Here is a 19,702-nt window from a genome sequence, read left to right on the forward strand (position 1 = left end):
CGACAGTTGCTTCGATACAGATTACTGGCTTGTGAATGCAATCACAAGGCATACTCGGAATGTGCAGCTCACCGACGAAGAGATCGCGGCGATGACGCCTGCCGAGCGGCGGGACCTGATCCTGCGGCTGGCGCCCCATCCGGGCGGACTGCCGTCCCGGCGAACCATGGACCGGCTGCGGAAGTGGCGGACCGTGCTGATGCTGGTCTGCGCGGCCGCCCTGATCCCGTGGACCGTGTATCTGGCGATCACGTTGCCGAGTCACTACGTCGCCCGGAACTGGGTCGCGACGTGGGTCGGCTTCGACATCCTGTTGCTCGCGATGATGGTGCTGACCGCGCTGGCCGGCTGGAAGCGCAAGCAGTTCGTGTTCCCGACCGCGTTCGCGACCGGGGTGCTGCTGATCTGCGACGCCTGGTTCGACGTGATGACCAGCCAGCGCGGCGGCGACCTCACTCAGGCGTTGCTCAGCGCTCTGCTGGTCGAGCTGCCGCTGGCGTTCGTCCTCATCGCCGGCCCGCTCCGCCTGCTCAGGTACGTCGCGATCCGGCACGGCATGATCCACCCGGACTCGCACCTGTGGCGCATGCCGATCCCGATTCCGGATCTCTACCCCAGCCAAAGCCTGCCCCCCACCCGCTGACCCCGCCCACCCCTCGTCCCGGTTTGGTGGGTATACCCACCGGATTGTGGGTTGGCCCACCTGAATCCGGTGGGCCAACCCCTGGTTCGGTGGGTATACCCACCAGACGCGGAGGGAGGTGCCGGGTTGCGAGGGTGGGAGTGGTGGTTGAGGGTTGGGGCAGACGAGCGGAGGGTTTGGGATGGCGGATGACGTTGTTTCGGTTGTCGGTGGCGAGCGGGTGGCGGACGCGGTACGGCGTACTCCGTCGACCAATCCTGCCCGGTTGAGCGAGGTCGTCGGGACGGTTGGCAGCGCCGGCCCGGAGGTGTTCGTCCGGGCCGCCTCGGTCGCCCGCTCCGCGCAGGCCGCGTGGGCCGCGACGCCGGCGCCGCAACGCGGTCAGGTGATCTCGAACGTCGGCCGGCTGATGAGGGCCAACAAGGAGCGACTGGCCGCGCTCGTCACCCGGGAGATCGGAAAGCCGTTGGGTGAGGCGCTGGGCGAGGTGCAGGAGATCATCGACACCTGCGACTTCTTCCTCGGCGAGGGCCGGCGGCTGTACGGGCAGACGGTGCCGTCGGAGATGCCGGACAAGCAGCTGTTCACGTTCCGCCGTCCGGTCGGGACAGTCGCGGTGATCACGGCCGGCAACTTCCCGGTCGCGGTGCCGTCCTGGTACATCGTGCCGGCCTTGCTCTGCGGCAACACGGTCGTCTGGAAGCCGGCGGAGTACTCGGCGGTGGTTTCGGACGCGTTCTACGAGATCTTCGCGCATTCCGGCGTACCGGCCGGGGTCTTCAATGTGGTGTACGCCGACGGGTCGGACACGTTCACGGGTCTCGAGCAGGCGCTGCAGGCTGGACTGGTCAACAAGGTCGGCTTCACCGGGTCGAGCGTCGTCGGTGAGCGGATCGGCGAGCTGTGCGGTCGGCATTTGCAGACGCCGTGCCTCGAACTCGGCGGCAAGAACCCGATGGTGATCACCGAGGACGCCGACCTCGACCTGGCGGTGGAGGGCGCTCTCTTCTCCGGCTTCGGGACGGCGGGACAGCGGTGCACCTCGCTCGGGACGGCGATCGTGCATCGATCCGTCCACGAGGAGTTCCTCGACCGGTTCGCTTCCGCCGTCGGCAAGGCGGCGATGGGCGATCCGACACAGGACGTGTTGTTCGGGCCGTTGCTGGACGAGAAGTTCGCGGCCGGGTTCGAGAAGTCGCTGGGGTGGATCGAGCCGCACCACCGGGTGCTCGGGCGGACCGGTCGGGTCACCGCGGACAATCCGCGGGCCGGGTTCGTCGGCGATCCGTCGGACGGATTGTTCTATCACCCGGTCATCGTCGCCGGCGTACACCCGGACGACGAGCTGTTCATGAACGAGACCTTCGGGCCGATCGTCGGCGTCACGCCGTACTCCGAACTGGACGAGGCGATTGCTCTGGGCAACAAGTCGGGGTACGGGCTGTCGAGCTCGATCTACACGACCGACCCGAACAAGGCGTTCCGCTTCGCGCAGGGGATCTCGGCCGGGATGGTGAGTGTGAACAACTCGACCTCCGGGGCGGAGGCGCACCTGCCGTTCGGCGGGAACGGGAAGTCGGGCAACGGATCGCGGCAGAGCGGGATCTGGGTGCTGGACCAGTTCACCCGCTGGCAGTCGATGAACTGGGACTACTCCGGCAAACTCCAGAAAGCCCAGATGGATACACAAACGGTAGAGGCCGACCTGTCCTTCGAACTCCCATGACCGAGCCGGCTCCCACCGCACCCCGGCACCACCGCGCCTCGGCACCGCCGCGGCCCCGGCACCGCCGCGGCCCCGGCACCGCCGCGCGCGTCAACCGTTCGGGGCGTTGAACAGGAACTCGGGAGATGGAACAGGCAATAACTTGTCCCGACCCACCACACCCTGTTCACGCCCGCGACGGGTGACGCTGCTGGGGTGGTGGCGGCTGGAGTTGGCGGACGTGCGTGTGATGGCGGCGGTGTGATGGTGGAGGTGCGGTGATGGTGGAGGTGCGGTGATGGTGGAGGTGCGGTGATGGTGGAGGTGCGGTGATGGTGGAGGTGCGGTGATGGTAGAGGTGCGGTGATGGTGGAGGTGCGGTGATGGTGGAGGTGCGGTGATGGCGGCGGGTGTGGGTCGGGGCGGGGAGTTGCCTGATTCCGCCGATGTGGTGATTGTTGGTGGTGGGGTGATGGGGACGAGTATCGCGTTCCATCTGGCCGAGGCTGGGGTGGAGCGGATCCTGTTGCTGGAGAAGGATCAGCTGGGCTCCGGGTCGACGTGCAAGGCTGCGGGCGGAGTGCGGGCCAACTTCTCCGACTCGGTGAACATCGCGCTCGGGGCGCGCAGTCTGGAGGCGTTCGCTGCGTTCGGCCAACGGCCTGGCCAGGAGATCGATCTGCATCGGGTCGGGTATCTGTTCCTGCTGGACACCGAGGAGCAGGTGGAGCAGTTTCGCGAGAGCACACAGCTGCAGAACACGCTCGGCCAGCCGACGCGGATGATCTCGGTCGACGAAGCGGTCGAGCTCGCGCCGATCGTCGCGCCCGACGGGTTGGTCGGCGCGTGTTTCTCACCGACAGCCGGGCACTGTACGCCGGAATCCGTCGTCCTCGGGTATGCGACCGCGGCCCGCCGACTCGGTGCGACGCTGGTGACGGGGTGCGAGGTTGTCGGGATCGATGCTGTTGGCAACCATCTGACCGCGGTGCGGACCAGTCGAGGTACCGTCCAGACGGGCACGGTGATCTGCGCAGCCGGTGCGTGGTCCGAGGGTCTCGCTGCGTCGATCGGGGTCGAGTTGCCGGTCACCCCGCTCCGTCGGCAGATCGTGGTGACGGAAGCGATTCCCGATCTCCCGGCGGCGCTGCCGATGACGATCGACTTCGGCAGTACGTTCTACTTCCACCGCGAGGGTCCCGGTCTGCTGGTCGGCCTGTCCGATCCCGACGAGCAGCCCGGCTTCCATCTGGACCGCACGGACACCTGGATCCCTCGCCTGACCGACGTGATGGGCCGCCGCGCACCGTCGCTCCTGGACGTCGGCCTCACCGGCGGCTGGGCCGGGCTGTACGAGATCACGCCGGACCACAACGCGCTGATCGGCGAGGCGGACCAGGTCTCCCGCTTCCTCTACGCGACCGGCTTCTCCGGTCACGGTTTCCTCCAGGGCCCAGCCGTAGGCGAGGTCATCCGCGATCTGTACCTCGACCGCAAGCCCTTCGTCGACGTCAGCCCTCTCAACGCGCGCCGCTTCGCACACTCCGCAAACCGCGCCGAACGAAACATCGTCTGATGACGCTTCTCCTCACCCGCTCCGACATCCTCGCGGCACTCGACGTATCCACCGCCCTCGCGGCCCTGCGCACCGGATTCCTCCAGTCGGCCGACATCGAGCCGCTGAGAATCCGCACCGATCTCCCGGCGCCCGGCACCGCGACCACTCTCCTGCCGGGTCTGATCCCAGGCATCCCCGCCTACACCGTCAAAGTCAACGCCAAGTTCCCCGACGCCTCCCCCGCCCTCCGCGGCATCGTCTGCCTACACGACCTGACCGACGGCACCCTCCTGGCAGTCCTCGACTCAACCACCATCACCAGCTGGCGAACCGGCCTCGCCGCAGCACTCGCAACCGACCTACTCGCCCGCCCCGAACCGGCGGCGGACACCGCGGGTGCCCGCACGGACGGTGCCGGCGCAGCCGGGATCGGCACGACCGGCCTCGGCACGACCGGCCTCGGCACGACCGGCCTCGGCACGACCGGCCTCGGCACGACCGGCCTCGGCACGACCGGCCTCGGCACAGCCGGGATCGGCACGACCGGCCTCGGCACAGCCGGGATCGGCACGACCGGCCTCGGCACGACCGGCCTCGGCACGACCGGGGCCGGCACGACCGGCCTCGGCGCGGACGGAGCTGGCGCGGACGGGGCTGGCGCGGACGGGGCTGGCGCGGGGAGGGGTGGAGTGGTTGGGGTGATTGGGGCGGGGGCTCAGGCCGCGATGGTGGTTGTGGGGCTGGCGGCACTGCGCCATGTCAGCCGTCTCGTCGTGTACGACGTCGATCCCGAGCGAGCGACCCGATTTCTTGCTCAGCAAGGGATTCCGGGCAGGGTGGTGAGCTCGCCGCGGGCCGTGGTTGAGGGGGCGGATGTTGTTGTGTTGGCTACCTGGTCTCGGGAGGCGTTGCTGACGGCGGCGGACGTGCGGCCTGGGCTGCATCTCACCACGTTGGGAGCCGACGAACCGGGCAAGGTGGAGCTGTCCGCAGACCTGTTGTCCGCCGCGCGGGTGGTCGTCGACGACCGGGCGCTCGCAGCACAAATGGGTGCCCTGGGCAACGTTGGGCTGTCCCACGATGCAGTGAGCGCGACGATGACCGAAGTTCTGACGGGTGTCGCGCCCGGACGTCGCACGGATGACGAGATCACGGTGTACGCGCCCGTCGGCCTGCCCTGGCAGGATCTTGCGATTGCCTGGCCCGTCTTCCAAGCAGCGCAGGGGCGCGGGCAGGTGATCGACTTCCTGAGTTAGTTGACGACTGCGCCGGCCGTGAGGTTGAGCGCGGTGCCGGTGATGGAGCGGGCCAGGTCCGAGGCCGCGAAGGCGGCGAGAGCACCGACGTCGGAGAGGGTCGCCGCGCGCTTGAGCATCGTGCTGTCGGCGGTGTGTTTCGCGATCGCCTGAGCCGCCTTCTCGGGGAAGTCGGCCGGGACCGCCTCCGGGATTCCGTTGGTCTGCAACGTCACCACCCGAATCCCGTACGGCCCGAGCTCCAGCGCCAGACCGCGGCGCAACGCCTCGACCGCACCGAAGCCCATCTGGAAACCGCCGAGGTTCGCGGCCGGGTCGCCGTACCCGCCGAAGGTCAGGATCACGCCCGAGCCTTGCGGGATCATCCGTCGCGCGGCCGCCCGGGAGGTCAGGTAGAACGTGCGGACCATTGTCATGATCGGCTGCTCGAAGTCCGTGAGGGGCATGTCCACCAGCGGAGTACCGAAGAACTGCTGGTGGCCGATCAGGTTGAACGAGATGTCGATCCGGTCGAGCGAATCGGCATGTTCGTCCACGGACTTCTCGTCGAGCGCATCGACCACGGCGACGTCAGCGGTCCCGCCCGCGGTCCGGATCTCGTCGGCGACCCGCTCCAGCCGTTCCGCCGTACGTCCGGCCAGATGCACGGTCGCACCCTCGGCCGCGAACGCGCGAGCGACCGCGCTGCCGATGGGTCCGGCGGCGCCGTACACGATCGCGTGTTTGTCGGTGAGCATCATCAGTGGGCCTCCTCGGCCAGTTCGGTGACGAGGTCGTCGAGCTTCTGCATCGACGCGCGGATCCCGCGCTCCATCCCGCCGGCGACGTACAGGTCGCGATCCTCGACCGCGAAGAACACCGTGTTCTGGGTCAGCGTGGTGACCCCGTCGGCCTCGTCGAAGGTGATCAGGTTCAGGTAGACGGTGCCCGGCGCCTGGTCGAACTCGTACGTCTGCACGATCCGCTCCGGCGTCGGCTCCCCGTGGTACAGCCCGTGGAACACATAGCCCTTGCCGTCCCCGTCGTAGTGCGTCCACCGCCAGCGGCCACCGTGCCGCGGATCGAGCTGGTTCACGACCAGTTCGAGGTCGGCCGGTCCGAGCCAGCGCTTCACCAGCTCGGGTTCGGTGTACGCGCGGAACAGCAGCTCCCGCGGCGCATTGAACTCCCGCACGATGAGGACCTGCGGTACGCCGGGCTCCGCGACGATCTTCACGATTGCTCCTTCAGGTCGTCGAGCAGATCGTCCAGACGGTCGAAGCTCTCCGCCCAGTACGCGCGGTAGTCCATCAACCAGCCGACCGCCTCGCGGAGCGGCCCGGCCTCGAGGTGACTCAGCCGCGCGGTCGCCCGCTGCGAGCGGCTGATCAGTCCGGCCTGCTCGAGGACCTTCAGGTGCTTGGAGACGGCCGGTTGCGACATGCTGAACGGCGCCGCGAGCTCCGCGACGGTCGCGTCACCGTCCTTGAGCCGGGCCAGGATCGCCCGGCGGGTCGGGTCGGCGAGCGCAGCGAAGACGCTGGTCAGCACGACTTCAGAACCAGACGGTTTCAGAACCATATGGTTAAGGATGCGTCCGGCGTACGCCGATCGTCAAGGCCCGATCAGGGATGCCGCGGCGTTTCCCAGCGGTTCGGGTCGCACAGGGACGGGTCCCAGCCGTGATCGATGCAGTACTGCCGGAGGATCTCCTCGCGGGTCGACGGCCGGCTGGTCGGGCGCGTCGGCGTCGGGGTCTTCGTGCTGGTCGTCGTCCGCGTCGGCTTCGGATCGGGAGTCTGCGTGCGCTCGGTGGTCTTGGTGCTGCTCGGACGCCGGGTCGGCTGTTGCGTCGGCCGCTGCGTCGGCGCGTGGGTCGGCACGGGGGTCGTCGTCGGGACGCGCGGCGGTGTGACCGTCGATCGCGGTGCGGCCGGAGTTGCCGGCGTCGTACTGGGTGAGGCCGTGGGCGACGGGGACTGATCGCCCATGACCTTCACGGCTGCGTCATCCGAATCGCCGCCGAACAGCCCGCTCGCGGACACCGCCCACAGGTTGACAGCGAGGAACAGGACGAGCGCCGCGCCGCCGGCGTAGACAACCCGCCGCGACGGACCGCCGTACTGCCCGATCGGTCCGCGGACCGGGTTGCCCTTGCCGTCGACCCAGAAGCGCCAGCCCTCCGGCGCGGGCGGCCAGGACGGATCCGGCCGCCACGTCTTCGGTGGGACCCAGCTGCGACGGGGCGGGGACGGCCAGTTAGGCGGTACCGCGAACCGCTTCACTCGAAATATCCTCCAGCTCTTCGTGCAGGCGCGCGCACCCAAGCCAACGACTCAGACCCGATGCAGGCTACTTGCGACTCGGCGTCACCCGCGTGTCGGGCTGGCTTTTTCGATAAATCCCCTGGGTTACACGGCTGCAGGCCACGTTGGCGCGTCGGCCGGCTAGAGCACGTTGGTCAGCAGGCGGGTGAGGTCCTCACCGAACGGACGGTCGGCGTCGATCGGAGGTACGACGTGGTCGACCGCCTGGATGAGATCCTGCAGTCCTGGTGGGATCGCTCTGCCGGAGAGCGCGAACGCTTGGCGTACGGCGAGGAGCTCGCAGGCGACAACCTCGCGGGTGAGGCGGATCGCTTCGGCGAGGTTGCCGACCGCTTCCCAGGAGAAGGTCTGCACGTCTTCCTGACCGTTGGACGTCTCCGCCGTACTGATTGCTGTGGGCAACGTCAGGCGGCGGAGCTGGTGAGTGGTGGCGACGGCGCGCTTGTGGACTGCGACGAGGCCGGCCTGCGGACCCGGCTCGCGGGCGAGCTGGGCTGTCAGGCCAGTGACATTGGGGTCGAGGAGACGATGCAGTCGGGCCGTTGAGACCTCGGCTGCGTGGGCCAGGGCGGTTGTCACGTGGTCGCAGTACGCGGCGAGGTCGATGCCATGAAAGCCCGCCGTGCCGACGAAGTCGCCGTCCAGGTACGCCGGTGAGTCGGACACGCCCTTGAACGCGCGGTCGACCGCGTCGTCCAACTGCTCCGCGGTCCGGCGCACGTGCGCGTTCACGTGACCCGCTACCCGGAACGAGACCGGCGCCTGCAGGCTGCGCGGCTCAGGCTCGGGACCAGCGAGCTGGCGAAGCAGCGCGAACTCGCTTGCGAGTACGTCGTCCCCGCGCGCCGCGGCCGGCTCGTACGGATCCCGGTTGGCTCCCACCACAGCAATAGCCCCGGCCGCGACGGCAGTCAGCCGCTCCGCCAGCCGCCGCACCTTCGTCACCGCCAGCGCCGCCCTCCCAGCCGCCCCAGGCGTACCGGCAAGCAAGGCAATCCCTTCCTTGGGCCCCAACTCAAACGCCGGCAACAACCCGGCGGCAGGCCGCAGCGCGCCGCCCATGGCGCCCGCCCCCGTCGAGCCGCCCATGCCGCCGCCCGCACCGGCCGCACCGCCTATGCCACCCGCACCGGCCGAGGCGCCCATGCTGCCTGCACCGCGCGCGCTCCCCGCGGCCGCCTCGCCCGCATGGCCCGCGTCGCCTGCACCCATGCTGCCCGTGCTGCCCGTGCTGCCCGTGCTGCCCGTGCTCGCCGAGTCAGCTGGGATGGGTGGGGCGAGGAGCCAGCCGATGCCGAGCAGGGGGCCGGTGGCGTGGGCGAGTGGGATGATTTCGCCGGCGGAGCCGGCTCCCTCCGCGGGGATGGCGGGGGTGAAGCCACTGTTGATCAGGGCTACCAATTGCTGGATCAGGCCGACGGAGACGGCTGAGTCGCCGGTGAGGAAGGTCTTCAGGCGGCCGATCAGAACCGCGCGCGACTCCTCGGGTGACAACCACGGTGGGCCGCCGACGGCTCGGCCCAGCAGCAGGTTGCGTTGGTGGACGCGCTGCTCGGCGTCGCTCAGCCGGACCTTGCTCAGGTTGCCCATCCCGGTGTTGACGCCGTACACCGGATACCCCGACTCGAGAGTGCGCAAAGCCGCAGCACGAACCGCGGCCATCCGCTCGAGCAGCGCGGGCGCCAGCTCGATCGGCTCGAGTCCGGCTGGATCGAGTTCCGTGGGTTCGTTGATCATCAGTGGAAGCGGAGCATCGTGCCGACGTCGGCGGATTCGGCTCGGCGGAGGATCAGATGGGCGATCGCGACGTCGAGCAACGACAACCCACGATGCCAGAAAAGGTTGCGCTCGGCATCGTTCTCGCGGCCGGGTTTGCGTCCCGCGACGATCTCGCCGATCTCGGCGTACAGCGTCTCCGGCGACAGTCGCCCGGTGTCCACGTGCCTACGCAATGCCCCGAAGCGCCCGGACTGCGCCTCGCGCCAGTCGTCCACGACCACCTTGTCCATCACGTCGAGCAGATCCAGCTCAACCGCGGATACCGTACCGTATGGTATGGCGAAGGCTCCCGGCTTGATCGCAGCCGTCCGGAGGAGCGGCTCGGGCTCGGTCAGACGGGTCGCCTCGACCAGGATGTCGGCCCCGTCGAACGCCTCCTCCGCAGTCGCCACCACCCGCACCGGCGTAGACAGCTCGGCCGACAACTCCGCGGCGAACTTCTCCCGCGACTCCGGCCGCCGCGACGTCACCCGGATCTCGTCGAGATCGAGCAGATCGTCGAGCATCGTCACGTTCCACCACGCCGTACCTCTCGCGCCGACATGCGCGAGGATCTTGCTGTCCCGCCGGGCGAGATGCCGGGCGCCGACCGTGGTCATCGCGCCGGTCCGGGCCGCGGTGATCATCGTCGCGTCGAGAACCGCGAGCGGCATACCGGTCGTCGGGTCGAACAGCGTCGCCATCGCGAGTTCGCTCGGCAGACCCTTCTGGTAGTTCGGGACGAAGTCGCCGACGACCTTCACGCCGCTGATCCCGCGCTCACCGAGCCGGTCGAGGTGGCCGCGGAGGACGTTGAAGTGGCCGATGCCGCCGTTGTCCGGCGTCAGGTGCACCCGCGGCTCGAACGCCGTCCGTCCCTCGCCGTGCTCGCGGACCGCATCCTCGACCGCATCGACGATCTCCAGCCGGGTCAGCCCCAGCTCGTCGATGTCCGGGCCGCTGATGAACCTCAACCAGATGCCGTCCGCCACGTGGCTCCTTCGGTTGTCGTCGGTTGATACTTAAGTTTCCCTTCGTCACGCTACGTTCGGCTCATGGGGTCGACGACTGGGACGCCGCAGCGCACCGTGATCGGGCATTCGACCGGTGACAAGGTGCTGCTGTTCGGCGGGCTGCCGTTGCTCGGGCTGGCGCTCGGGTTCTTCCTGCCGCGGATCGCCGACTGGGCAACCGGGCGGGCGTGGGTGCCGTTCCAGGGCGTGCTGACGGTGATCGCCGCCTGGGACGGGTGGTGGGTAGTCGCGATCTGCATCGTCGTCGGGCTGGTCGCCGGCGTACTGCTGGCCGCGGTGGCGCTCGACGACATCCTCAAGGTGACGATCACCCACCAGTCGGTCGAGTTCCTGAAGAACCAGAAGACGGTGACGGTGCCGCGGGAGAAGGTCGCGGTCGCGTTCCTGGACGGCAAGGAGATCGTCCTGCAGGACGCGTCGGCGCGGGAGCTGGCCCGCGAGAAGCACGACCAGCTGAAGTCGGAGGCCAAGCAGATCCCGCTCGCTTTCCGCGCCCACGGCTACCCGTGGTCCGACGCCGGCGACCCGCACGAGTCCGAGTTCCGCCGCTGGATCGAGGACGACCCCGAGCTTCCGCCCGCGGTCGACGCCATCCTCAAGGTCCGTTCCAAGGCGTTCGACCAAGGCGACAAAGGCAAAGCAGACCTCCGCGAACTTCGGAACGAGCTCACCAACCTCGGCTATACAGTGAAGGACAGGGACAAGAAGCAGTACTGGCGGGGTGGGTCATGAATGCGCCGATCGGGATGCCGTCGCTCGCTCGAGCTGAGTGGTTGGACTCGAGGCCGCTCGGCCCCGACGAGCTGCGCGGGCGCGTCGTACTGGTGAACTTCTGGACGTTCACCTGCATCAATTGGCTGCGCCAACTACCGTACGTTCGCGCCTGGTCGCAGGCCTATCGGGACGACGGCCTCGTCGTGATCGGAGTGCACACCCCCGAGTTCACGTTCGAGCACGACGTCGCGCGAGTACGCCGGGCAGCGGAGGAGCGGCGGATCGAATACGGGATCGTCATCGACAACGAGTACGAGGTCTGGCGTGCGTTCAGCAACCACTACTGGCCCGCTCTGTACTTCGTCGATCGCAACGGCTCGATCCGTGACACCCATTTCGGCGAGGGGCGCTACGAGCAGTCCGAGCGGGTGATCCAGCGGTTGCTCGGCATCGACCGCGAGCCCGTCAGCGTCACCGGCCTCGGCGTGGAGGCGGCCGCCGACTGGGCCGATCTGCAGACACCCGAGACGTACCTCGGCAGCGGGAGGGGCGGCGGGGTCGCATCCCAGGCGCTCGCCGGCGACTGGAAGGTCCAGCAGGAGCGGGTGGTGCTCATGAAAGCGGGCGGTCAGATCGCCTTCACTTTCCATGCCCGCGATGCCAACCTCGTACTCGCCCGCGGAGCTGAGCCCGTGCCGTTCCGGCTACTGATCGACGGGCAGCCGCCCGGAGAATCTCACGGAGTCGACGTGTCCGCCGACGGACAAGGTCTCATCGACGACGGACGGCTCTACCAGCTCTTCCGCCGGCAAGGCGAAGTCGGCAAGCGAACGCTGGAGCTCACGTTCCTCGCGCCCGGCGCCGAGGCCTACGTCTTCACGTTCGGCTAAGCGCCCAGCAAGTGGATGACTGCCTGCGCGTAGGCCTGTTCGGCGTCCTCGGCGGTGTGGGTGCTTTCGGCCAAACTCACCCGGTAGCCGCCCGGGACCGACTCCAGGGACCGGAAGTGTTCGCCCAGGAGAGCGCGGAGTTGTTCCTCGCGCGGAAGCCAGATCACCTCGCGCTGCTCGATGCTGTCCAAGGCCCACTCGGTGGTGCCGTTGAAGCCGATCACCTTGCTGCCCTGGTAGTCGTGCACCTCGACGGTCATGTCGCTCACCACGAACACGTCGTCGTCCATATCCCGGTCCGGTACGACGAAACGATCCCCTGCCGCAGGCGCCCACAGCACCCCGGCCTTACGCAGTCGTCCGGCCTGCTCGATCGTAATCACCCTTCCATCCTCCCCACGGCACGCAAACTGCGCAGATTCGCGGCGAGCCGCGGGGGGACGAAGGTCAGCGGCCGAGCGCGCTGCGCAGCTCCTCAGCGCGGTGCGCGATCCGGTCCCGGCACTCGGTCGTGAGCGGCAGATCGAGCAGTGCGGTCGCCTGCAGATGGCTGAGTCCGAACTGCGCGCGGAGCCGGCGTACGGCGGTGTCGCGGTCGGCGGACGTCCGCAGTACCTCGGCGACCTCGTCCCGGCGCTCGAACGCGGCCAGTACGCCGTCGTAGATCTCCAGCTGCGTGTACGCCGATCGGTCCGGCTCCGCCACGGTGGTCACGTCTGTCTTGTCGTTCGAGCGGATCACCTGCCGCCACAGAGCGGGCACGGCCAGGCGGGCGCGGGTGTAGCGCCGGGTCAGGGGCTGCGCGTAGGTCATGGTCATGGTGAGTTCCCCCTTGGGTTTCAGTCGGCCTTGGCGACCGCGTGCGGTTCGCGCGGCGGACACTTGGTACCGGGCGCGGTCAGCGCCTCGAAGTGCCATGGTTCGTTGTCGTACCGGCGGCACACGCCGTACCGCCAGCCGTTCTTGTTCAGCCAGGTCATCGCGGCCGCCGGACCGATGTCCACGGCCTTGCCCTGCACGTGAGCGGAGTACTTCGGCGGCAGCACCCAGCGCGTCGCCAGCTTGTACGAGCCGTACTTCTTGATCGCTGCGTTCAGCAGCCGCTGCTGCTTGGTCGCGCTGCGCCGGGCCGAGGTGATGCTGATCGTGATGCCGTCGGCCCTCGCGGCCGCCATCGCCTTCTTCAGGCGCGCCTTCAGCTTCGGCGACAGCCCGTTGATGCTCTCTTCCCGCACGCCCGAAGTCGTCTTCTGCTTCGTCGAAGTCGTCGGAGTCGTCGTGGGGGTCTTCGGCGGAGTGGACGGCGGGTACGTCGGCCGACGGGTCGGCGTCGGCGTACTGGCCGCCGGGGTCGTGGCGGGCGGCGCACCGACCGCCGGCGCGCTCACGGTCGACACCACCGGCTCCTTGTCCGCGGCGAGACCGAGGAAGTCCCCGACCTGCGCGTGCCACAGCAGCAGCGAGCCGGCGACCGCGCCGACCCCGACCACACCGATCACGGACAGCAACCGCGTCCGCACCGCGCCGCGACGGCGTGGCGGCAGGTCGTTCCTCATGGGGTACAGCCTTTCGGATCAGCGCGGTCGACACATCGGTCTCAGGGACCGTCCTCGCGCCCCACCTGTAGCCCCTGAGTATCAGTTCGGACGCCGAGCCTCCTCCAAAAGTTGGAGGAACTGCCCCTCCGCGCAGATGAAGCTTCGGCAAACACCGACTGACTACGCTGGGCAAGTGACCCCTCGGCGTTGTGGCTCGAGTGATGCTCGTGTTCAGGTGCGTGCATCGCGGTGCTGGACGAGTGGCCTCGATGCGGAGCATCGTGGGCGCTCGTCCAGTGCCGGGAGGTGCGTGCCTGGGCGCGAGCAGCGCCGAGCCACGACGCCGAGGGGTCACTAAAGTGATGGGACTCTGGCGTCGGATGTCGCAGGGGCAGCAGGATCTGCTGCTCGCTGCGGTCATCGGCCTGGTCTGGTTCGCCGCGCTGAACCTCATCAACGGCACCGGCCTCCGCCCGCACAACCCGGCCGTCTCCGTGGTGACCGGCGTCTTCCTGGTCGCCACGGTCGCGTTCGTACGCCGGATCCCGCGCACGATGCTCGTGATCGTCTCGGTCCTCTACCCCTTCCTGTACGCCGCCGCCGGCACCGGACTGGCAGCCCAGCTCGGGCTGACGATCTTCGGCCAGCCCGAGATCAGCGACGCGGCGCTGCAGTCGGAGATCCATCTGGTCCCGCTGCTCGTCGTCGGTTACCTGGCCGCGTCAGCCGGCGTACGGCGCTTCACCTGCCTGTTCTTCACGATGGGCAGCCTGGCCGGGCTGATGATCGGGCTGCCGACCGTGGTGGCCTTCGTCCTCAGCCACGTGAACCGCGACGTCTTGCTGGGCGACCGGTACCGGAGCCTCCCGCGCGACGTGCCGAGCCTGTACAGCTATATCGACGTGTCGCTGTTCGTGTTCGCGGAGGCACTGATCTGCGGGATGGTGCTGCTCGGCGCGGACGCCCGCCGTCGACGCAAGAGCGTCGCGCTCCTGGAGCAGCGCAACGCCGAGCTGATCCGCCTCCGCGCGGTCGAGGCCGAGCGGGCGGCCGTGGCGGAGCGAACGCGGATCGCTCGGGACCTCCACGACGTGATCTCGCACCACGTCAGCGCGGTCGTGATCCGCGCGCAGGCAGCCGACCGGGTGGCCGACCAGCGCCCCGAAGTACTGCGGGAGGCGATCCGCTGGATCATTGCCAGCGGCAAGGAAGCATTGACCGCGATGCGGGAGACGGTCCGGGTGCTGAACACGGCCTCGCCCCAGATCGCCGGCGACACGGGATCGGGCGGTGGGACCGCGCCGGTGCCGGATCTGGCCGATGTGGCGCGGATGGGTGAGCGGCTGAAGGCGGTCGGAATCGACGTGACGATGGACCTGCCGCCGCGGCAGCGCCAGCTCACGTCGGCGGCGGACCTGACCGCGGTACGGATCATCCAGGAGGCGCTGACCAACGTGATGGTGCACGCGAAGGCGACCGCGGCGCGGGTCACCTGGCAGAGTGGGCCGCAGGGTGAGCTGCTCACCATCGACGACAACGGGAACGGCGGGCCGCCGCCGGTGAACGTGCTGGAGACCGCGCGGCGCAGCGAGAGCGGCCGCGGCAACGGGTTGATCGGGATGCGGGAGCGGGCCACAGCGGTCGGCGGGACCCTCGCCGTCGCGGCCGGCCCCCTGGGTGGATGGAGAGTGCAGGCATGGCTGCCGCCGCAGAACTGAACGAGCCGATCCGGATCCTGGTCGCCGACGACCAGGGCGTGATCCGGATGGGGCTGGCGATGATCCTCGATCACGAACCCGACCTGACCACGGTCGCCCAGGCCGAGAACGGCGAGGAGGCGCTGCGGCTGATCGAGCAGTACGACCCGGACGTCGTTCTGATGGACATCCGGATGCCGGTGATGGACGGTCTGGTCGCGACCGAGCGGATCACGACGGCGAATCGGGCGGCCGGACGCGCACGTCCCGCCGTACTCGTGCTGACCACGTTCGACGACGAGGCGTATGTGCTGGCAGCGGTACGCGCCGGGGCGTCCGGGTTCCTGCTGAAGGACACCGATCCGGATCTGCTGGTGTCAGCCGTCCGCGCCGTGTACCGAGGCGACTCCCTGGTTGACCCGGCGTCGACGCGGGTGTTGCTGGAGCGCTGCATGGAGCTCGAGCGCCAGGTCGGCGGCGGTACGCCGAATGCCGCGCCCGCCCAGCCGGATCCGCGCTGGGTCGGACTGCTGGCCCAGCTCAGCGAACGGGAGCGCGAGATCCTGGTCTGGATGGCTCGCGGCCTGTCGAACCGCGACCTCGCGACGAAGCTGTTCGTCAGTGAGACCACGGTCAAGACCCACGTGAGCTCGGTCCTGTCGAAGCTCGGGCTGTCCAGCCGGGTCCAGGCGGTCGTCGTCGCCTACGAGGCCGGCGTGGTTCGCCCGGGCGAAGCCGACGTCCGCTGGGATTCCTAGGAATACAGCCAGAGCACGACCGCCCCCACGGCTAGCAGAATCACAACAGTCAGAGCTTGGCTCAGCACCGACGCCTTCTGGCGCCGGGGTAGGAAATCCCCAGTCATGATTCAAGAGTCGCGCGCGGAACTCCGTCGCCCATCGGCCGTCAGGATGGTTCCGGTCTCCTACCTCAGGATGACTGATCGTTGCCAGGGGCATCCGAACGGGCAGCGCGGTGCAGACGATCGGCCAGTGCGGTCAGCGCGGCCGAGAGTTCCGGCGCGTCGATGACCTCGAAGTCCACGTCGAGCAGCCCGAGATAGAGCGCGAGCATCTGCGGGGTGTCCGATCCGAGCCGGATCTGGCAGCGGTCCGGTCCGAGCTCCTCGATCTCGACCGGCAGCGGCAGCTTCGCGCGGACCTCGGCCGCGGAGGTGTGCAGCAGGACGCGGGCGAAGTACCGCCAGGTTGCCGTCCCGACGCCGCGCTGTAGGTAGGCAGCGACCTCGGTCTCCGGCAGCTCCCGGGGAGTGAAGCGCGCGCCGCCGGGGATCTTCGGCGTGATCCGGTCGACCCGGAAGGTCCGCCAGTCGTCGCGCTCCGGATCCCACGCGATCAAGTACCAGCGCCGGCCCATGCTGACCAGCCGGTGCGGCTCGACTTCACGGCTGCTCAACCGCCCGTCGTGGTTCGCGTAGTCGAAGCGCAGGCGGTGTTCGGAGCGGATCGCCGCGGCGATCGCGATCATCACGTCGGCGTCGACCTTCGGCCCGGCGCCCGGTACGGCGAGAGTCGCCGATTGCATCGCGCTGACCCGGTGGCGCAGGCGTGGCGGCAGAACTTGTTCCAGTTTGGCCAGCGCCCGGATCGAGGTCTCGCCGATGCCCTCCACACCTCCGTTGGCGGCGGTGCGCAGTCCGATCGCGACCGCCACCGCTTCGTCGTCGTCCAGTAGCAGAGGTGGCAGCGCCGCGCCTGCGCCCAACCGGTAGCCGCCGGTCAGACCGGGCGCGGCTTCCACCGGATAGCCGAGCTGCCGCAGGCGATCGACGTCGGTCCGGATGGTCCGCGTGGTCACTCCGAGCCGCTCGGCCAGTTCCGGGCCGGACCACAGCGCGCGGGCCTGGAGCAACGACAGCAGCCGGAGCAGCCGGGCCGAGGTGTTCAACATTCGTCCAGCATGCCGGTTACTGCGGAAGAAAGTCTTCCGCAGTGGCTCCTAGGGTCGAATCATGACCGACACACAAGAGATCCGTCCGTTTCTGATCGAGGTCGACGACGCCGATCTGGCCGACCTGAAGCTCCGACTCGAGCACACCCGGTGGCCGGGTCCCGTGCCGGGAGACACCGACGACTGGAGCCGCGGGATCCCCGGCGGCTACCTGCGTGACCTCGCCGAGTACTGGCGTACGTCGTACGACTGGCGGAAGGCGGAGCAGGAGCTCAACAGCTTTCCGCAGTACACGACCGAGATCGATGGTCAGACGATCCACTTTTTCCACGTCCGCTCCCCCGAGCCGGACGCCATGCCGCTCCTGATCACCCATGGCTATCCCGGATCGGCGGTCGAGTTCGTCCGTCTGCTCGGACCGCTGTCCGACCCGGTCGCACACGGCGGGCAGGCCGCGGACGCCTTCCACGTGGTGGTGCCGTCGTTGCCCGGATTCGGGTTCTCCACCCCGCTGTCCAGCGGCGGCTGGGAGCTGGGGCGGACCACGGCCGCGTTCGCCGAACTGATGACCCGACTCGGGTACGAGCGTTTCGCGGCGCAGGGCGGCGATATCGGCGCGGGCGTCACCGGCCACCTCGGCGCGACTGCGCCCGACCGGGTGATCGGCACGCACGTGAACAGCGACCGAGGGACCCTCGGGATGGCCGGCGAGTTCTTGCCGCTGCCGGACGACCTCGACGCCGATGACCTGGCCGTCATCGAGCAGGCCAAGAGGTCCTGGAAGGCGGGACGCGGCTACCTGGACCTGCAGAGCCACACGCCGGAAACGATCGCGCCGGCGCTGACCGACTCGCCGGTCGCGCAGCTGGCCTGGATCGCCGAGAAGTTCCAGCTGTGGACCGATCCGTCGAAGTCTCCGGAGGAGTCCGTGGACCGCGACCAGTTACTGACCCTGGTGAGCATCTACTGGTTCCGCAGGGCCGGCGCGAGCGCGGCCCGCTTCCTGTACGAGGCGGCGCACTCCGGACTCGGCTGGGGCGCGCAGTCGCCGGTGCCGGCCGGCTGGGCCGTCTTCAACAGCAGCCCGGTCGTCCGCCGGATCACCGATCCGGAGCACCGGATCGCACACTGGTCGGACTTCGCCGAGGGTGGTCACTTCCCGGCGATGGAGTGCGGCGAGCTGCTCGTCGAGGACGTGCGCGCCTTCTTCCGTACGCTGGCCCGGTGAACAGCCCCGTCCTCAGCCGTCGCGAGCTCAACCGGGCTCTCCTCCAGCGGCAGCAGTTGTTGCGCCGGGAGACCGGTTCGGTCGCCGAGCTGGTCGAGCGCCTGGTGGGACTCCAGGCGCAGGCGCCGCTGGCGGCGTACGTCGCGCTGTGGTCGAGGCTCGAGGACTTCGAGCCGGCCGAGTTGTCCGAGCTGATGACCGAACGCCGGGCCGTTCGCGCCTCACTGATGCGGGCCACGATCCATCTGGTCACCGCGGACGACTGCCTGCTGTTGTGGCGGCTCGTGCATCCGGTCGCGGACCGTGGACTGCGAGGCGCGTTCGGCAAACGGCTGGCCGGGGCCGACCTCGACGCTGTCGTTGCCTATGGCACCGACTTGCTGAGCCGGGAGCCGTACAGCCGCAGCCGGCTCCGGGACGTGCTCGGCGAACGCTGGCCGGACTGGGACGCGACAGCGATGGCGTACGCCGTCAGCTATCTGATCGGGACCGTCCAGGTCACGCCGCGCGGGGTCTGGGGCGAGACCGGTCCCGCCGCGCTGCAGACGATCGAGAGCTGGCTCGGTCGGTCACCGGTGGCGGACCCGTCGATCGACGCGCTCGTACTGCGCTATCTGGCGGCCTTCGGTCCGGCGAGCGTGGCCGACGTACAGCAATGGTCGGGGTTGACGAAGCTGCGAGAGGTCGTGGATCGGCTCCGGCCCGGGTTGCGCGTGTACGCCGACGAGGACGGGCGGGAGCTGTTCGACGTACCGGAGGGACCGTTGCCTGATGGTGAGACGCCTGCGCCGGTACGGTTCCTGCCGGAGTACGACAATGTGCTGCTCTCGCACGCGGATCGACGGCGGGTCAACCCGGCCGGACGGCCGGTCCCGCTGCCGCCGGGCAACGGCGCCGCGATGGGCACTGTCCTGATCGACGGGGACTACGCGGCCGATTGGCGCCATCACCGCGGCGCCGACCCGAGCCTGAAGGTCATCACCCACGGCCCGATCACCGCCGACGTCCGGGATGCTGTCGAAGCCGAAGCCACCGAGCTCCTCACCTTGATCGGCAGCAAGGACACGCCGGTCGTCGTGACGGATCGCTAGGCCTCACCGAAGTACTCGCGGCGGACCTTCTTCGGGACGCACAGCGACCAGGCGTCGAGGATCAGCTCGCGGAGTTCGTCGTAGTCGACGGCCGCCAGGTTGAGCTCGATCCACTGGAAGCGTTCGTCGGACGGGCGCGGCGGAAGGAACTTGTCCGGTTCGGCGGCCAGGGCGGCGGCGCGTTCCTCGCGCGGGAACCCCAGGCCGATGGTCTGCTCGTCGGGCGCGACCGCGAGGTACACGATCTGGCCGACGCGGAACTTGATCCGGTCCCGGACCAGTACCTCGTAGCTGCGGGGCAGGTCCGCGGTGATTTCGCGGATGTCGGTGAGATCGACCACGTCCCCACGATAGACAGGCATCGCTGACAGCT

General features: G+C 69.0%; 21 protein-coding genes. 10 read left to right on the forward strand and 11 right to left on the reverse strand.

From position 1 onward, the window contains the following. Nucleotides 1-61 precede the first annotated feature (61 nt). The 4 genes from EV653_RS22505 to EV653_RS22520 all read left to right on the forward strand — a co-directional run bounded on the left by EV653_RS22505 (nt 62) and on the right by EV653_RS22520 (nt 5,162). Nucleotides 62-643 carry a hypothetical protein gene (locus EV653_RS22505; protein WP_202871780.1) on the forward strand — a complete coding sequence of 194 codons (582 nt, stop codon included), beginning with the start codon at nt 62-64 and terminating at the stop codon, nt 641-643. A gap of 181 nt (nt 644-824) precedes the next feature. Beyond that, complete coding sequence (locus EV653_RS22510) at nt 825-2,369, forward strand: aldehyde dehydrogenase family protein (RefSeq protein ID WP_134105689.1); 1,545 nt, start codon at nt 825-827, stop codon at nt 2,367-2,369. A gap of 379 nt (nt 2,370-2,748) precedes the next feature. Next, complete coding sequence (locus tag EV653_RS22515) at nt 2,749-3,924, forward strand: NAD(P)/FAD-dependent oxidoreductase (RefSeq protein ID WP_202871781.1); 1,176 nt, start codon at nt 2,749-2,751, stop codon at nt 3,922-3,924. Further along, nucleotides 3,924-5,162 carry an ornithine cyclodeaminase family protein gene (locus EV653_RS22520; protein WP_134105690.1) on the forward strand — a complete coding sequence of 413 codons (1,239 nt, stop codon included), beginning with the start codon at nt 3,924-3,926 and terminating at the stop codon, nt 5,160-5,162. Before EV653_RS22515 ends, EV653_RS22520 begins: the two co-directional genes overlap by 1 nt. On the opposite strand, the gene EV653_RS22525 is transcribed toward EV653_RS22520, so the two are convergent. From EV653_RS22525 to EV653_RS22550, 6 genes are all read right to left on the reverse strand, one after another. Beyond that, on the reverse strand, nt 5,159-5,902 hold the full coding sequence (locus tag EV653_RS22525; protein ID WP_134105691.1) for an SDR family NAD(P)-dependent oxidoreductase: 744 nt from the start codon (nt 5,900-5,902) through the stop codon (nt 5,159-5,161). The two genes, EV653_RS22520 and EV653_RS22525, sit on opposite strands and share 4 nt — an antisense overlap. Beyond that, nucleotides 5,902-6,378, reverse strand: coding sequence for an SRPBCC family protein (locus EV653_RS22530; RefSeq protein ID WP_166679512.1), 477 nt, complete (start codon nt 6,376-6,378; stop codon nt 5,902-5,904). The genes EV653_RS22525 and EV653_RS22530 overlap by 1 nt, the downstream gene beginning before the upstream one ends. Continuing rightward, nucleotides 6,375-6,722 (reverse strand): ArsR/SmtB family transcription factor, encoded by a 348-nt coding sequence (locus tag EV653_RS22535; RefSeq protein ID WP_134105693.1) that lies wholly within the window; start codon nt 6,720-6,722, stop codon nt 6,375-6,377. Before EV653_RS22535 ends, EV653_RS22530 begins: the two co-directional genes overlap by 4 nt. 44 nt (nt 6,723-6,766) lie before the next feature. Beyond that, nucleotides 6,767-7,426 (reverse strand): hypothetical protein, encoded by a 660-nt coding sequence (locus EV653_RS22540; protein WP_134105694.1) that lies wholly within the window; start codon nt 7,424-7,426, stop codon nt 6,767-6,769. Between the two features lie 162 nt (nt 7,427-7,588). Next, the gene (locus EV653_RS22545) at nt 7,589-9,205 is read right to left on the reverse strand and encodes an aromatic amino acid lyase (RefSeq protein WP_134105695.1); all 1,617 of its coding nucleotides are present in this window, start codon (nt 9,203-9,205) and stop codon (nt 7,589-7,591) included. Further along, nucleotides 9,205-10,218 carry an ornithine cyclodeaminase family protein gene (locus EV653_RS22550; protein WP_134105696.1) on the reverse strand — a complete coding sequence of 338 codons (1,014 nt, stop codon included), beginning with the start codon at nt 10,216-10,218 and terminating at the stop codon, nt 9,205-9,207. The genes EV653_RS22545 and EV653_RS22550 overlap by 1 nt, the downstream gene beginning before the upstream one ends. Nucleotides 10,219-10,281: 63 nt before the next feature. On the opposite strand from EV653_RS22550, the gene EV653_RS22555 reads away from it, so the two are divergent. Both EV653_RS22555 and EV653_RS22560 read left to right on the forward strand, forming a co-directional pair. Next, the gene (locus EV653_RS22555) at nt 10,282-10,992 is read left to right on the forward strand and encodes a YqeB family protein (RefSeq protein WP_134105697.1); all 711 of its coding nucleotides are present in this window, start codon (nt 10,282-10,284) and stop codon (nt 10,990-10,992) included. Further along, nucleotides 10,989-11,864, forward strand: a complete 876-nt coding sequence (locus tag EV653_RS22560) for a redoxin domain-containing protein (RefSeq protein ID WP_202871782.1) — start codon at nt 10,989-10,991, stop codon at nt 11,862-11,864. Before EV653_RS22555 ends, EV653_RS22560 begins: the two co-directional genes overlap by 4 nt. Here the strand turns inward: EV653_RS22560 and EV653_RS22565 are convergent. The 3 genes from EV653_RS22565 to EV653_RS22575 form a co-directional block, all read right to left on the reverse strand. Continuing rightward, a complete protein-coding gene (locus tag EV653_RS22565) occupies nt 11,861-12,247 on the reverse strand; it encodes a pilus assembly protein CpaE (protein WP_134105698.1) in 387 nt (128 codons plus the stop codon). The two genes, EV653_RS22560 and EV653_RS22565, sit on opposite strands and share 4 nt — an antisense overlap. A 64-nt stretch (nt 12,248-12,311) precedes the next feature. Beyond that, complete coding sequence (locus EV653_RS22570) at nt 12,312-12,683, reverse strand: hypothetical protein (RefSeq protein ID WP_134105699.1); 372 nt, start codon at nt 12,681-12,683, stop codon at nt 12,312-12,314. Between the two features lie 20 nt (nt 12,684-12,703). Then, entirely contained in the window at nt 12,704-13,420 is a 717-nt protein-coding gene (locus EV653_RS22575) for a M15 family metallopeptidase (RefSeq protein ID WP_134105700.1), read from the reverse strand. A 344-nt stretch (nt 13,421-13,764) separates the two neighbouring features. On the opposite strand from EV653_RS22575, the gene EV653_RS22580 reads away from it, so the two are divergent. Continuing rightward, nucleotides 13,765-15,120 (forward strand): sensor histidine kinase, encoded by a 1,356-nt coding sequence (locus EV653_RS22580; RefSeq protein WP_134105701.1) that lies wholly within the window; start codon nt 13,765-13,767, stop codon nt 15,118-15,120. Further along, entirely contained in the window at nt 15,117-15,857 is a 741-nt protein-coding gene (locus EV653_RS22585) for a response regulator (protein WP_166679590.1), read from the forward strand. The genes EV653_RS22580 and EV653_RS22585 overlap by 4 nt, the downstream gene beginning before the upstream one ends. 172 nt (nt 15,858-16,029) lie before the next feature. Here the strand turns inward: EV653_RS22585 and EV653_RS22590 are convergent, their stop codons facing one another. Next, complete coding sequence (locus EV653_RS22590; RefSeq protein ID WP_134105703.1) at nt 16,030-17,010, reverse strand: helix-turn-helix transcriptional regulator; 981 nt, start codon at nt 17,008-17,010, stop codon at nt 16,030-16,032. A 61-nt stretch (nt 17,011-17,071) separates the two neighbouring features. Here EV653_RS22590 and EV653_RS22595 point away from each other — a divergent pair, with 61 nt between their 5' ends. Then, nucleotides 17,072-18,238 (forward strand): epoxide hydrolase family protein, encoded by a 1,167-nt coding sequence (locus EV653_RS22595; protein WP_166679513.1) that lies wholly within the window; start codon nt 17,072-17,074, stop codon nt 18,236-18,238. Next, nucleotides 18,235-19,329: a winged helix DNA-binding domain-containing protein gene (locus tag EV653_RS22600; protein ID WP_134105705.1), complete on the forward strand. Its 1,095-nt coding sequence runs from the start codon at nt 18,235-18,237 to the stop codon at nt 19,327-19,329. Before EV653_RS22595 ends, EV653_RS22600 begins: the two co-directional genes overlap by 4 nt. On the opposite strand, the gene EV653_RS22605 is transcribed toward EV653_RS22600, so the two are convergent. Next, complete coding sequence (locus EV653_RS22605; RefSeq protein ID WP_134105706.1) at nt 19,326-19,691, reverse strand: MmcQ/YjbR family DNA-binding protein; 366 nt, start codon at nt 19,689-19,691, stop codon at nt 19,326-19,328. The genes EV653_RS22600 and EV653_RS22605 overlap by 4 nt on opposite strands. Nucleotides 19,692-19,702: the final 11 nt, after the last annotated feature.

The organism is Kribbella pratensis (genome assembly GCF_004365355.1).
Classification (GTDB): domain Bacteria; phylum Actinomycetota; class Actinomycetes; order Propionibacteriales; family Kribbellaceae; genus Kribbella.